11 protein-coding genes are annotated in these 13,981 nt (G+C 52.6%); 9 read left to right on the forward strand and 2 right to left on the reverse strand.

Annotated elements, in window-relative coordinates; genetic code table 11:
- The first annotated feature begins 462 nt into the window (after positions 1–462).
- The 6 genes from MCG44_RS06745 (at position 463) to MCG44_RS06770 (ending at position 7,807) form a co-directional block, all read left to right on the forward strand.
- On the forward strand, positions 463–1,491 hold the full coding sequence (locus MCG44_RS06745; RefSeq protein ID WP_186853517.1) for a TRAP transporter substrate-binding protein: 1,029 nt from the start codon (positions 463–465) through the stop codon (positions 1,489–1,491).
- Between the two features lie 97 nt (positions 1,492–1,588).
- Positions 1,589–2,119 carry a TRAP transporter small permease gene (locus MCG44_RS06750; protein ID WP_240287402.1) on the forward strand — a complete coding sequence of 177 codons (531 nt, stop codon included), beginning with the start codon at positions 1,589–1,591 and terminating at the stop codon, positions 2,117–2,119.
- Between the two features lie 15 nt (positions 2,120–2,134).
- Positions 2,135–3,424, forward strand: coding sequence for a TRAP transporter large permease (locus MCG44_RS06755; protein ID WP_374740895.1), 1,290 nt, complete (start codon positions 2,135–2,137; stop codon positions 3,422–3,424).
- A 49-nt stretch (positions 3,425–3,473) separates the two neighbouring features.
- Positions 3,474–4,760, forward strand: a complete 1,287-nt coding sequence (locus MCG44_RS06760) for an aminotransferase class III-fold pyridoxal phosphate-dependent enzyme (RefSeq protein WP_240286626.1) — start codon at positions 3,474–3,476, stop codon at positions 4,758–4,760.
- A gap of 37 nt (positions 4,761–4,797) precedes the next feature.
- The gene (locus tag MCG44_RS06765; protein WP_240287404.1) at positions 4,798–6,168 is read left to right on the forward strand and encodes an aldehyde dehydrogenase family protein; all 1,371 of its coding nucleotides are present in this window, start codon (positions 4,798–4,800) and stop codon (positions 6,166–6,168) included.
- A 334-nt stretch (positions 6,169–6,502) separates the two neighbouring features.
- Complete coding sequence (locus tag MCG44_RS06770; RefSeq protein WP_412531136.1) at positions 6,503–7,807, forward strand: acetyl-CoA hydrolase/transferase family protein; 1,305 nt, start codon at positions 6,503–6,505, stop codon at positions 7,805–7,807.
- A 359-nt stretch (positions 7,808–8,166) separates the two neighbouring features.
- On the opposite strand, the gene MCG44_RS14995 is transcribed toward MCG44_RS06770, so the two are convergent.
- Positions 8,167–8,718 carry an aldo/keto reductase gene (locus MCG44_RS14995; RefSeq protein WP_318653895.1) on the reverse strand — a complete coding sequence of 184 codons (552 nt, stop codon included), beginning with the start codon at positions 8,716–8,718 and terminating at the stop codon, positions 8,167–8,169.
- An 11-nt stretch (positions 8,719–8,729) separates the two neighbouring features.
- Positions 8,730–9,020 (reverse strand): aldo/keto reductase, encoded by a 291-nt coding sequence (locus MCG44_RS15000; protein WP_318653896.1) that lies wholly within the window; start codon positions 9,018–9,020, stop codon positions 8,730–8,732.
- Between the two features lie 127 nt (positions 9,021–9,147).
- On the opposite strand from MCG44_RS15000, the gene MCG44_RS06780 reads away from it, so the two are divergent.
- The 3 genes from MCG44_RS06780 (at position 9,148) to MCG44_RS06790 (ending at position 13,811) form a co-directional block, all read left to right on the forward strand.
- Positions 9,148–9,549, forward strand: coding sequence for a MerR family transcriptional regulator (locus MCG44_RS06780; protein WP_240288890.1), 402 nt, complete (start codon positions 9,148–9,150; stop codon positions 9,547–9,549).
- A 134-nt stretch (positions 9,550–9,683) separates the two neighbouring features.
- Positions 9,684–11,063: an MATE family efflux transporter gene (locus tag MCG44_RS06785; RefSeq protein ID WP_147572009.1), complete on the forward strand. Its 1,380-nt coding sequence runs from the start codon at positions 9,684–9,686 to the stop codon at positions 11,061–11,063.
- Between the two features lie 381 nt (positions 11,064–11,444).
- On the forward strand, positions 11,445–13,811 hold the full coding sequence (locus MCG44_RS06790) for an endonuclease MutS2 (RefSeq protein WP_240287408.1): 2,367 nt from the start codon (positions 11,445–11,447) through the stop codon (positions 13,809–13,811).
- The last annotated feature ends 170 nt before the right edge of the window (positions 13,812–13,981 follow it).

Below are 13,981 nucleotides of genomic sequence, written 5' to 3' on the forward strand. Positions count from 1 at the left end.
ATTGTTGGAATTCCCTTCTAGGGCTTTGCCCTGACTAATCGTCAGTACAGGGCGGTGCTCTTTATCTGGTTTGACTGTTTTTTACACAGATCTTCTTTTTTACGGTTAAACTATTGTATGTTTCGACGCAATTATGTTCTTAAACATTTTGGATATCTGGCTCTTTTCACCTGCCATCAGTTTGGTAAAAAGGAAAATTTTCTTAATTAAATGAATTATGGCTTTACAGATAATTAGAAGAACTTACATTTATAAAAATATAGTCTAAAAAGGTTAACAAAAATTGTAATTTTATTCTTACAAAAAAAATAATATTTATTATCTGATGATATGCCAATATACGCGATGTAGTGTGGTAGCTTATGTGATAATAAATATGAATTAGATAGGGGTGGATAAGCCAAATAGTAAAATACATGGTCAAATAGGGAATCAAATTTGAGAAAAAGGAGAATGATTAAAATGAAAAAAAGACTGAGTTGTGCGCTGATTCTTGCTTTAACCACAGGTTTATTGATTTCTTGCGGGAGCAAAGACGGATCTGTTTCCAATGCTGGGGGAAACGGCGCTGCTGGAAGTGCAAAGGAAATTGTCCTGGGACATGTGTATGCCGAAGACCATAATATAAATCGTGCATCTCTTCAGTTTAAAGATTATATCGAAAAAGAATCTGGGGGTAGCATGACTGTAAATATCCAGCCCAACAGTGTCCTTGGTGGCGATGAGGATATGCTGGAAATGTGTGCGTATGGCACCGTTACATTGATGACGCCTTCTGTGGCCTCTTTGGAAACCTATGCGGCAGATTGGGGTGTGTTGAACCTCCCCTATTTGTATGACTCTGTTGAAGATGCGTTTGAGGCTGCTGATGGTGAGCTGGGAGACTATCTAAAGAGTACTTTGGATGGCACAGAATATATCTGCGTTGGCTTCAATTCCAATGGTACCCGTAATATGTCAAATAATGTGCGCCCGATTACTTGTATCGAGGATCTCAAAGGAATTAAGATGCGCGTAATGAACAGCAGTACATATATTAAGTGGATGAATGCTCTGGGTGCTAACGCTACCCCGATGGGTTTCAATGAGGTCTTTACCGGCCTTCAGCAGGGAACTATCGATGGTCAGGAAAATGGAGCCGCTATTGCTTATACTTCTGGGTTTAACGAAGTGCAGAAATATTTCAGTGTAACTGAGCATGTATATGATATGAATGCAATCATCTGTAACCGTGCTTTTTATGAAAGTTTGACAGATGAGGAAAGAGAGATTTTTGATACAGGTATCCGTACCTATATGGAAGATTGGCAACGCAATACAGAGGTCAGCGAAGACGGAGAGTATATTGCTAAGTGGGAAGAAAGCGGTTGTGCAGTAAACTATTTGGAAGATGACAAGAAAGAAGCGTTCCGCGAGGCACTGACTCCGTTGTATGAGGAAGCAGAGGCAAACTTCCCTGAAGCATGGGAAGCCTTGAGCAAGTATCGTTAAACTTTGTGAACTTGAATTAGTGTTTTTAGATATGTAATAAATAAAAGAGTGATGTATTCTCTGGATGATAGAAATTCCGGAGAATACATACACTAAAATGGGTAAAAAGGAAAACGATATGAATGGTTTAAAAAAAATAACACATAGAATCAATAAACTGGAAGAAGTTTTTTTGGTAGCTACATTAGCAGTTTGTGTAGTTGTAATTTTTGTACAGGTAATTGCTCGATATGTGTTTAACAACTCGATTTCTTGGAGTGAAGAAGGCTGTAAGTATCTCTTTGTTTGGATGATATGGATGGGCACTGACTTTGCGGCAAGAGATCACTTGTGTATTGAGATTATCAGTGGCCGGGTTAAAGGTAAAGCAAAGTTAGTTTTGGATATCGTAGTGAAACTGATGTGGCTGGGGATCTGCCTGTTTTTTACATTTAATGGTCTGGAAGTGGTTCAGTCCATGATGCAACGCGGAAAAGTGGCTTCGTCTATTCCGTGGCTGAAAGTTTGGGTGGTTTATTTGGTTATGCCTGTGAGCCAAGGAATGCTGAGTATCCGGGTTATAGCACAGATTGCCGAAGACATCATGAAGATAATGGGTCGCGGGCAATTGGCTGACGGATCAGTATAAGGAGGACTTAGATTTATGGAGATGCAAATTCTAGTTCTGTTCGGAGTCTTTCTGATAACGGTATTCATTGGTGTGCCAATTGGCTATTCTATCGCGTTAGCTACCTTGGTGGTTTTAGCCGGCTTTACGAATACTCCGTTAGCGATGATTACACAGAATTGTGTTAGTGGAGTGAATTCCTTTTCGCTGATGGCGATTCCCTTTTTTATCCTGGCTGGCAATTTGATGAGTACGGGCGGTGTCGCAAAAAGAATCGTTAACTTTGCGGATACTTGTATAGGGTGGATTACTGGTGGACTGAGCTTAGTGACAACCGCAGCTTGTATGTTTTTTGCGGCGATTTCTGGTTCGGCTATGGCTACCTGTTCTGCCGTTGGTGCCATCATGATTCCTGAGATGGAGAAGAAGGGGTATCCACGTCCGTTCAGCGCTGCTTTGGCAGCCTCTGCCGGATCCATTGGCGTTATTATCCCCCCGTCCGTTCCCTTTGTTATCTATGGTGTCGTGACCGGTACATCCATTGGTGATATGTTTATTGCGGGTTTTCTGCCAGGCATCATGATGGGAATTGCGATTATGATTGCCTGTGTAGTGATGAGTAAAAAATATGGTTACCAAGGGGCGAGTTCAAAACCGACGGGAAGAGATGTCTGGATTTCTTTTAAAGACGCCTTTTGGGCATTGTTGGCACCTGTTATTATTTTGGGTGGAATTTATGCGGGTATTTTTACGCCAACAGAAGCGGCTGTCGTTGCGGTGGTATATTCTATTTTTGCAAGTGTAGTAATTTATCGTGAAATGACACTGAAACAGCTCTATGCTGCATTTGTAGATAGCGTACGGTTAAATGGTAATATTGTTTTTATGGTTGGTACTGCGACTGCATTTGCAAGTTACCTGTCATTGAAGCAAATTCCAGTTTTAATTGCGGCGTTTTTGACAAGCTTAACCAGCAATCCTATTATTTTGATGCTGATTATCAATGTGTTCCTTCTATTTGTGGGATGCTTGATGGATAATATCCCTGCGACTATCATTTTGTCACCGATTCTCCTACCTGTTGCATTGGAATGTGGACTATCAGCCGTTCAGTTCGGTGTGGTGCTCACCATGAACTTGGCAATTGGTTTTGTGACACCCCCTTATGGCTCTAACCTATTTGTGGCTACATCCATTTCTGGTGTAAAGATAGAGGCTATGCTAAAGTATGTATTGTGGTTCATTGGTGCGTTGCTAGTTGTTTTGATGCTAACAACTTATGTTCCATTCTTTACACAAGGTATTGTAGAAATGATCAATGGTTGATGACCTAGATAATGATTTTATTCAAAAATATTTTTAGGAGGAATTTCTTATGACTCAGCATGAGAGAAGCAAGGTACTCCTGCCCCCAATGGCGATGCACGCGGAGACAACGCCCTGTGTTGTAAGGGGAGAAGGCTGTTATCTGTATACGGAGGATGGCCGGAAGATTCTGGATATGGCATCCGGTATTGCCACGAACGCCCTCGGCCACTGCCACCCCAAGGTGATCGCTGCCGCTGAGAAGCAGCTGCATACTCTGATCCACGCCGGACATAACATTCTGTACTATGAGCCCTATACTACTTTGATGGAGAAGCTGGTGGAGAAGACCGGCAATAAGTACAAGGTGTATTTCTCCAACTCCGGAGCTGAGGCCAACGAGGGCGCCATGAAGCTGGCGAAGTACGCAACCCAGCGTCCTGTCATCATCTCCATGAAAAACGCCTTCCACGGCCGTACCATGGCAACCGCGACTATTACCACTTCCAACGCTGCCTACCGCAAGAACTACGAGCCCATGATGCCCAGCGTCTACTTTGCCGAGTATCCCTATCTGTTCCGGACTCCCTACAAGATGGAGGACGGCAAGTGCCCCAAGGAGTATTTCACTCAGTTTGATGAGATCTTCAAGAAGATCGTGGATCCCTCTATGGTAGCGGCGATCATGATGGAGCCTGTTCAGGGCGAGGGCGGCTATGTGGTCCCCCCAGTGGAGTGGCTGAAGTATGTCCGTGAGCTGTGTGACAAACACGGCATCATGCTGATCTTTGACGAAGTCCAGACGGGCTTTGGCCGCACCGGCAACCTGTATGCCTGGCAGACTCTGGGCGTAGAGCCTGACATTTTTACCTCCGCGAAGGCCATCGCTGGCGGCCTGCCCCTGTCCGCTGTCTTTGGCAAGAAGGAGATCATGGACAAGTGGGCCAAGGGTGCTCACGGCGGAACCTACGGCGGCAACCCCGTTTCCTGCGCGGCCTCCCTGGCGGTTCTGGAAGAGCTGTATGAGGGCGGCGTCCTTGAGAATGTGAAGAAGATGGGCGAAGTTGTCCGCGGCAAGTTCTATGACCTGCAGAAGAAGTACGATGTCATTGGGGATGTGCGCGGCCTGGGCCTGATGAACGCCATCGAGTTCGTTAAGCCTGAGGACAACGCTCCCGACGGGGCCCTGTGCGCCGCCGTCCAGGCTGAGGCTTTGAAACGTGACCTGCTGCTGCTCAACTGCGGCGCCGACCACAACAACATCCGCCTGATCCCCCCGCTGAATGTGGATGAGGCCACTCTGGATACCGTGTTCCAGATTATTGATGAGTCCATTGCCGCGGCACTGAAGGGCTGAGAAACTGATTATAGGATACAATTAGGAGGTCACTATCGTGGATACACAGGAATATCTGCAGTCGCTGGTAGACGCCGCGCGCGCGGCCCAGAAGGAATTTGAGAAGATGAGCCAGGAGCAGGTGGACGCTGCCGCCAAGGCGATTGGCAAGGCGATTTATGACCATGCGGAGGAGCTGGCCAAGATGGCGGTGGAAGAGACCCGGATGGGGCGCGTGGACAGCAAGATCGCCAAGTGCAAGAACAAATCCAAGAGCACCTGGTGGCGCATGAAGGGCCAGAAGAGCCGCGGGATCATTGAGCGGGACGAGGTCAATGGTATTATGAAGGTCGCCAAGCCCATCGGCGTAGTGGGCTGCGTCACCGCTACCACCAACCCCGTCATCAACCCCATGCACAACTCCATGTGCGCTCTGAAGTGCGGCAACGCCGTCATTATCTGCCCCCATCCCCGCGCGAAGGGCGTCGGCGTCCGGGCGGTTGAGCTGATGAACGAGGCGCTGGATAAGCTGGGTATGCCCAAGAACCTGATCCAGATTATTAAAGAACCTACTATGGAGCTGTCCGCCGGCCTGATGAAGACCGTGGATCTGTGCATCTGCACTGGCGGCCCAGGTCTGGTAAAGGTGGCTTACTCCTCCGGGAAACCGGCTTTGGGTGTCGGCCAGGGCAATGTTCAGGTCCTGGTGGACCGGGATGTGGACTATGACGAGGTAGCCAAGATGGTCATCGCGGGCCGTACCTTTGACAATGGCGTTCTGTGCACCTGTGAGCAGAACGTGATCTGCCCCAAGGATAAGGTAGATGAGATGGTGGCCGCGCTGAGAGCGAATGGCGCTTACTACATTGACAACCAGGCCGATGCCGACAAGGTCCGCAACAGCGCTTTCCCCGACGGCGTATTCAACAAGGAGTGGACTGGCACCACGATCCAGCAGATGGCTGATTTGGCCGATCTGGAGGGGATCCCTGAGGATACCAAGGTCCTGGTATGCTGCACCAAGGGCTATGCCCGTCAGGAGGTCCTGGCGAAGGAGAAGCTGTTCCCCATGCTGGCGCTCTTTACCTACGACACCTGGGAGGAGTGCATGGAGATCGCCCGGGCCAACCTGGAGATGGAGGGCATGGGCCACAGCGTGGTCATCCACTCCAACAACACCGAGCATATCGAGGCTGTTCCCACCGTCGTCAACGTGTCCCGCTATGCAGTCAATCAGGTAGGCGGCACCGCTCTGGGCGGCGCTATGGACAACGGTCTGAATCCCACCACCACGCTGGGCTGCGGCACCTGGGGCAACAACGCCATCAGCGAGAACCTGTGGTTCACCCACCTGATGAATGTGAGCCGCATTTCCTATAAGGTCCCTGATATGTACATCCCCACTGATGAGGAAATTTGGGCGGACTGATCTCTTTTTTCAATATTAGAGTATTCTTGACCATAATAGTTCCCCAATTTCTTCTGTCTGGGTACTTTACGGAAAAGTCCGGCTTCATGTTAGCCGGACTTTTCCGCGTTAGAGAAATGAATGGTGTTTGTTGAAAAATAGGTAAAAATATTTCTGAGGCAGGCATGGGCAGCAAAGAGCTTGACAGATTGATTATACTTAAATGGGACAACAGGGGGCAGAATGTTTGGACCATAATGATATGAGGATCAAGGAGAGTATCGAGGCTCATGAGGCGCTTCAGAAATATTGCGATGTATATTTTGGAAGGAGAGAAAAGATGGTACAAAACTATATGAGTAAATTTGTTACTCCCGAAGTGGCGGCAAAAGCGGTTCGATCCGGCGACTGGGTAGATTACGGCTTTGGCGCGGGCTTTCCCGAACTGATGGACCGGGCGCTTGCGGCGAGAAAAGAGGAGCTGAAGGATGTCAAGATCCGGGGCGGCCTGGTGATCCGGCCCCGGATCGAGGTGGTGGAGCGCGACCCGGAGCAGTCCGCGTTCACCTACTACAGCTGGCATATCGGGGACTATGAGCGGAAGCTGCAGAGCAGAGGGCTGGTGAAGTTTCTGCCTATGATGCTCCGGGCCCTGCCGGAGCTCTACCGGAGCTATATCAGGGTCGATGTGGCCTTCGTCCCTGTGTCCAAACCGGATGGGGACGGCTACTGCGGCCTGGGAATTTCCAACTATGCCTGGCGGACGATTTTTGAAAACGCGCGTACGGTGATCTTTGAGATCAATGAGCGGCTGCCCAAGCTTCAGGGGGTCAACGGCTCCCACCGCGTCCACCTGTCGGAAGCCACGTATGTCGTAGAGGGGGTCCATGAACCGCTGCCTCTGCGTACCTATAAGGACCCCTCGCCGGTAGATATCCAGATTGCCCGCAATGTGGTGGCGGAGATCCCGGACGGGGCCGTGCTGGGGCTGGGCGTAGGCGGCGTTCCCTTCACTGTGGCCAAGATGCTGGCGGAATCCGACCTGAAGGACCTGGGCTGCTGGACAGGCACTATCAGCGATGCCTTCCTGGCGATCCACAAGGCGGGAAAGCTGACCAACGCCCGCAAGGAGGTGGATGCCGGTTACTCTACCTGGAACCTGGCGATGGGCTCTCAGGAGCTGTATGACTGGCTGGAAAATGAGCCGGAGCTGTTCTATCCCGGCGATGTGGACCATGTCCATTCCCCGGAACGCATGGGGAAGATGAGCAATTTCATCAGCATCAATGGAGGTGTTCAGCTGGACTTGATGGGACAGGAGAACGCCGAATCGGCAGGCAGCAGGCAGCTGTCCGGCATAGGCGGCCAGATGGACTTTCTGGAGGGCGCCTTCCGCTCCAGGGGCGGCCGGGGCTATATCTGCATCAATTCCTCCAGGAGGGACAAGGAGGGCAATCTGAGATCCAACATTGTTCCCACCATTCCGGGGGGCAGCACCATATCTGTCCCCCGCACCATGGTTGAGTGTGTGGCTACTGAGTACGGCGTGGCCCATCTGCATGGCCTGTCTTTAGGCGAGAGAGCCGCTGCCATGGCCGCTATTGCTCACCCTGACTTCCGGGAGGAACTATATAAGTATGCTCAGGAAAACTTCTACTGAGGCAAAAGGGGCTCCTGTGAATTACAAACTATTTGAAACGGTCCGGCTGGGGTCATATGACGGTAGACCGTTCCCAGCGCGCCGACGAGGGGCAGGCGGTGTTGGACCGGCAGATCAGCCGTAGCCTATTGTAGCAAAACCGCGGAGAAGGTGATCTGCCCTCCACAGTGCTCCCGTTCATCGATTCCCTACAAACCTGTCTATATCACCTGTCTGCCCGGCCTGGATGATTGATATTTTTTGCTCAAAAGGAGTCGTCTGTCCTGATATCAGAATAGACGACTCCTTTCAATGCATTCCAAATGGTTGTTTCTGTATGAGGTGTCCTTATGTCTGGGATCCTTCTGCGCTTAGAAAGATTAGTCATGGATCTTCCAGCTGTTGAGCCATTTCGCTGTTTCTGGAGAAGAGTGATCTATGATCTCGCTGTGCCCCAGATCCATCTGAGTAATAGCGGCCATGTCCTCATCACCAAGAGCAAAATCCCAGATAGCCAGATTTTCCTCCATACGGTTCCGGTGGACAGATTTAGGAATAATGGACACACCACGCTGTACGTTCCAGCGCAGCACCACTTGGGCCACAGTTTTGTCGTATTTTTTTCCAATGGCAGACAATACCTCCTTTTGGAATATCCCATGGGTCCCTTCAGCCAGGGGACCCCATGCCTGGGGCTGGACTCCTAGCTCCCGCATAGCTTGAAGGGCGCCTGCCTGCTGGAAGAAGGGATGGAGTTCCACCTGGTCAACCGACGGGATCACACTGGCGTTGGCGCACAGGTCGGTCAGCCGGTCCGGATAGAAGTTGCATACGCCGATAGCGCGGATCCTGCCCTCACGGTACAATTCCTCCATGGCTTGCCAAGAACCGTAGTAATCTCCAAAGGGCTGATGGATCAGGTAAAGGTCCAAATAGTCTAGGCCTAGTCTATCGAGAGAGAGAGTTGGAACGCCTGCTTGGACTTTTCATACCCCGCATCCTGGACCCATAGCTTGGTAGTGATAAACAGCTGCTGTCTGGGGATGCCGCTCTTGCGGATGGCAGCACCCACGGCCTCCTCGTTGCAATAGGCGGCGGCAGTGTCGATGAGCCGGTATCCGCAGGCCAGAGCCTGGGATACGGCCTGCTCACATTGAGCAAGGTCAGTAATCTGAAATACGCCAAAGCCCTCCAAGGGCATGGTCAATCCGTTATTTAGAGTAATATGATTCATAAGAGAGTCCTCCTTTTGAATAGAAGCGCTTTTCACCGGAGAATTTTTGTGCTATACTAAGACTACTGCCTTCGAGTTACTCGAAGTCAAGTGCCTTTTTAAAAGGAGGAGGGAAATTTTGTTTACGGTGAAAGAGGTAGCCAAACAGTTACATCTCTCTGAACATACGATCCGTTTTTATACAGACAGGGGGCTGATTCCTCATGTGTTTCGGGATAAAAACAACAATCGGCTGTTTGACGGAGAGGCTTTGAATTGGCTGACAGGAGTAAAATATCTCAGGGACAGCGGGATGTCACTAGATTCGATCAAAGAATATGTGGAACTATGCCTGGAGGGAGACTCCACCATTCCGAAGCGCTGTGATATTATCAGGACCCAGCGGGAAAAAGTGCGTGCCCAGTTGGAGGAGGCCAAGAGGCGGTTGCAGTATATGGATCACAAAATAGAGTTGTACCAAACAATTATGGAGAAGGGGACTCCCGACACTATGAATCCGGGAAAATGGCCTGCACCTTCTGTGGGGTAAGGGATCCATCTTCCATTTTTAAGAAACTTGTGTTAAACTCGACACTGATATCAGACCTGTCCCGAACCGCCGACAGCGCCGTTGTCGGCGGATTTTGTTTCAGAGACCATGGGCAGAGAGAGGAGGAAGCAAACTTGGCCCAGGTAAAAAACGACTTTTCTCAGGGGAGCATCCCCCGCAATATCCTGTCCCTGGCACTGCCTATGACGGCGGCTCAACTGGTGAATGTACTGTACAGCGTAGTGGACCGCATCTATCTAGGCCGCCTGCCCGGCAGCAGCCACCTGGCGCTCACCGGGCTGGGAGTTACTATCCCCATCGTGTCTATCATCATGGGGCTGGCCAATCTCTGCGGTACCGGAGGCGGTCCGCTGTGTTCCATCTATCGGGGAAAAGGAGATGAGGAAGAAGCGGAGAATGTGATGGGAAATTCCTTTACGCTTCTTCTGCTTCTTGGTGCGGCGGCTACGGCATTTTTCCTGGTGCTGAAGCGGCCCATCCTCTATCTATTTGGTGCCAGCGACGATACATTTCCCTACGCTGACGACTATATGACCATCTACCTTTGCGGCACCCTGTTTGTTATGATCGGTCTGGGAATGAATCCCTTTATCAATGCCCAGGGGTTTGGAAAAACTGGGATGTTTACCGTGGTCATCGGCGCGGTCATCAATATCGTGTTAGACCCCATCTTTATTTTCCTGATGGATATGGGGGTGAAGGGAGCGGCCCTGGCCACCGTGATCGCTCAGGGTGTATCCGCGGTATGGGTGCTCCAATTTCTGACCGGCCGCCGATCTATTCTCAAGCTGCGCCGGCGCTGTCTTCCGTTACAGGGAAAGCGGGTCAGGCGCATCATCGCTCTGGGGCTGTCCGGCTTCTGCATGAATATGACCAACAGCCTGGTCCAGGTGGTGTGCAACGCCACCCTCCAGTTCTACGGCGGCGATCTGTATGTGGGCATCATGACCATTATCAACTCGGTCCGGGAGGTCTTTTTCATGCCGGTCCACGGGCTGACCAACGGCTCCCAGCCAGTGATGGGGTACAATTACGGGGCGGGTAAGTATGGCAGAGTCCGCCAGTCCATCCGCTTTGGCTGCGGACTGACTGTGGCCTATGCCGCCGCCTTTTGGGCACTGGCCATGGCCTTCCCAGGTTTGATGATTCAGATATTTAACGATGAGCCGGAGGTAATTCAGGCCGGTATCCCCGCCCTCCGCATCTATTTTGCCCTCTTTATCCCCATGTCCCTCCAGTCTGCGGGGCAGGCCGTCTTTGTGGCACTGGGCCGATCCAAGCAGGCTGTATTCTTCTCTCTGCTGCGTAAGGCCATCATCAACGCCCCGCTGACGGTCATCCTGCCCATCTGGATTGGGACCAACGGTGTATTTATCGCCGAGGCGGTGTCCCAGCTCGTTGGCGGTTTGGCCTGCTTTGTCACTATGTATTGCACAGTTTACCGCCCTCTAGGGCGGCTCAAGGACGACACCCCTCTGCCTGCCCGCCGCTGAGATCAGGTGGGTACCCGCCTGGGATGGAAGAAAGCGCCTGGCTGCTGAAAGAAAAGATTTGGGCGTCAGCTTATGCTGGCGCCCAAACCCGTTGGAGGATAGAAATGAAAAGAAGAAAAGATCCATAGTCAGCCTTATGAGAACGGGGAGGACAGGTCCATGCCGCACCGGTCACAGCCCGCTCCCCGGAACTTTTTGGTTCCTTTCTGATACCATCATATGCGGCAGGTCTGTAAAGTTCCACCGCTGACAGGTCAAATCTGGGTAAAATATAAGAAGAAGGGAAGGCATTCTCCCACAGAGAATCCTCTCTCCCTTGCCAAATGTCCGTCTTTATGAGAAAATAAAGAAAAAGATACATCCGTTGTCAGGAGTTTTGATATGAACGAACTGTTTGAAAAATCCATCCAAACCCTAGAGCTGCCCAGGGTGCTGGAAATGCTGGCCGGTTGCGCCGTCACCGACGAGGGGCGGGAGCGAGCCCTCGCCCTGCGTCCTATGACCGATATAGAGGATGTGCGCCGGGCCCAGGAGGAGACCTCTGCCGCTGTGAAGCTGCTGATCCTCCGGGGCACCCCAGGGTTTGCCGGGATCCGTCCGGTGGCGGCCAGCCTCCAGCGGGCGGATATGGGGGGCAGCCTGAATACACGGGAGCTGTTGGAGGTAGCCGCCGTCCTGCGGGCCGCCCGCACCGCCGGTGAGTATGGAGCTGGGGAGGAGAAGTCCCCCATCTCTCACCTGTTCCACGCCTTGACCCCAAACCGCTTTTTGGAGGATACTATTACCAACTCCATTGTAGGGGAGGATGAACTGGCGGACTCCGCCAGTCCGGAGCTGGCCTCCATCCGCCGGCATATGCGGGCCACGGAGTCCAAGGTCCGGGACATCCTGCAGAAGCTGATCTCCTCCAACCAGTCCAAGTACCTTCAGGAGGCCATCATCACCATACGCTCAGACCGGTATGTGGTGCCGGTGAAGTCGGAGCATAAAAACGCTATCCCAGGCCTGGTCCATGATGTGTCTTCCTCCGGGTCTACCTTTTTCATCGAGCCCATGGGGGTTGTCAAGGCCAATAATGAGCTGCGAGAGTTATTGGCCAAGGAGAAAAAAGAGATCGAGCGCATCCTGGCCGAATTATCCGCCCAGTGTGCCAACCACAAAGAAGACATCCTAGAGGACTACCAGCTGTTGGTGTGGCTGGATGCCATCTTCGCCCGGGCCAAGCTGTCCCTAAAGCTGGGGTGTACTGAACCCAGGCTGTCTGACAAGTATTTGCGCCTGCGGGGAGCAAGGCACCCCCTCCTGGACCAGAAGAAGGCGGTGGCCAACGACCTGGAATTGGGGGAGCGATTTGATACCCTGGTTATCACCGGCCCAAACACCGGAGGAAAGACGGTTACCCTGAAGACCCTGGGCCTGATCACCCTGATGGCCCAGTGCGGCCTCCATATCCCGGCAAAAGATGACTCTACCGTACGGGTCGTCTCCCGTGTGCTGGCCGATATCGGGGATGAGCAGTCCATCGCCCAGTCCCTGTCCACCTTCTCCTCCCACATGGTGAATATCGTGGGCATCTTGGAGGAGGCGGATGACGAGAGCCTAATTCTCTTTGACGAGCTGGGAGCGGGGACCGACCCGGTAGAGGGAGCTGCCCTGGCCGCTGCTATCATCGAGTCCGCCAGGGGACTGGGAGCCCAGGTGGCGGCCACGACCCACTATGCCGAGCTGAAGGTATACGCCATGACTACTCCGGGGGTGGAGAATGCCTCGTGCGAATTTAATGTGGAGACCTTGGCCCCCACCTACCGCCTGGTACTGGGTATTCCCGGAAAGTCCAACGCCTTTGCCATCTCACGCCGGCTGGGCCTGCCCGAGTATATCATCGAAAAGGCAGCCGCCCGCCTGGATGCGGAAAACGTCCGTTTCGAGGATGTGCTCACCCGTCTGGACCAGCAGCGCCAGGAGATGGAGAGAGAACGGACAGAGGCCCGCCGGCTGAAGCTGGAGATGGAGCAGTCGGCCAGTAAGGCCCGGGAGTACCGGGAAAAGCTGGAGGCGGAGCGGGCCAAGGTGGTGGAGAAGGCCCAGGCCGAGGCCCGTGCCATCATTCAGGAGGCCAGGGACGCCAGCGACCTGGCCATATCAGAGCTGAAGGAACTCCAGAAGCGGAGGGACCTGGACTGGCAGCAGGTCAATGACAGCCGGGCGGAGGCCCGCCGCCTGCTCAACGAGGCGGAGCGGGGCATTGGCGGTCCGGCCAAGGAGGTGGAGACCCCGCCGCCAACCCGTCCTGCCGTGGCTGGGGACACTGTGGAGCTGGTGTCCATGGGGACTAAGGCCACGGTTCTGTCGGTCAATAAAGACGGCTCCCTTCAGCTTCAGGCCGGCATTTTAAAGATCTCCGCGAAGCAGGACGAGGTCCGGGTAGTGGAGGGGGAGAGCCAGTCCCAGAAGGAGGCCCGGCGCATTGTCGCCCGGGCGGAGCATACCCTGCGTACCGCTGCCGTCCCCTCCCAGGTGGATTTGCGCGGTATGATGACCGACGAGGCCATCGCTGTGCTGGAGCGATTCCTGGACACCGCCATGATGGGCAAGCTGGAAACGGTGACCATTATCCATGGCAAAGGCACAGGGGCGGTGCGGAACGCGGTGCGGACCTATTGCAGGCGTAGCCGGTATGTTAAGTCCTTCCGTCCGGGCCGCTACGGCGAGGGCGAGGACGGCGTCACAGTGGTTGAGCTGAAGTAGCGGGGCACCCCTCAAAGGAAGGCTCTTCGCCCAGCGGGATGGGGTAAGAACGGGTGAGACGGACAGCGTTTTGAGTTTGTGGGGGAAGAACAGGCCAATTTTCCGACAAGAATTTGACGGATCATCCCTCTTGGAAAAGATTTCTAGAAAATCCCGTTGGTTACAGGAAT

The sequence above is a fragment of the Lawsonibacter sp. OA9 genome (genome assembly GCF_022440585.1).

Excerpts from the sequence above, each read along its gene's own strand:
- MCG44_RS06745 (WP_186853517.1), top strand. The coding sequence starts at position 463 with ATGAAAAAAAGACTGAGTTGTGCGCTGATTCTTGCTTTAACCACAGGT.
- MCG44_RS06750 (WP_240287402.1), top strand. The coding sequence starts at position 1,589 with ATGGGTAAAAAGGAAAACGATATGAATGGTTTAAAAAAAATAACACAT.
- MCG44_RS06755 (WP_374740895.1), top strand. The coding sequence starts at position 2,135 with ATGGAGATGCAAATTCTAGTTCTGTTCGGAGTCTTTCTGATAACGGTA.
- MCG44_RS06760 (WP_240286626.1), top strand. The coding sequence starts at position 3,474 with ATGACTCAGCATGAGAGAAGCAAGGTACTCCTGCCCCCAATGGCGATG.
- MCG44_RS06770 (WP_412531136.1), top strand. The coding sequence starts at position 6,503 with ATGAGTAAATTTGTTACTCCCGAAGTGGCGGCAAAAGCGGTTCGATCC.
- MCG44_RS15000 (WP_318653896.1), bottom strand. The coding sequence starts at position 9,020 with ATGAATCATATTACTCTAAATAACGGATTGACCATGCCCTTGGAGGGC.
- MCG44_RS06790 (WP_240287408.1), top strand. The coding sequence starts at position 11,445 with ATGAACGAACTGTTTGAAAAATCCATCCAAACCCTAGAGCTGCCCAGG.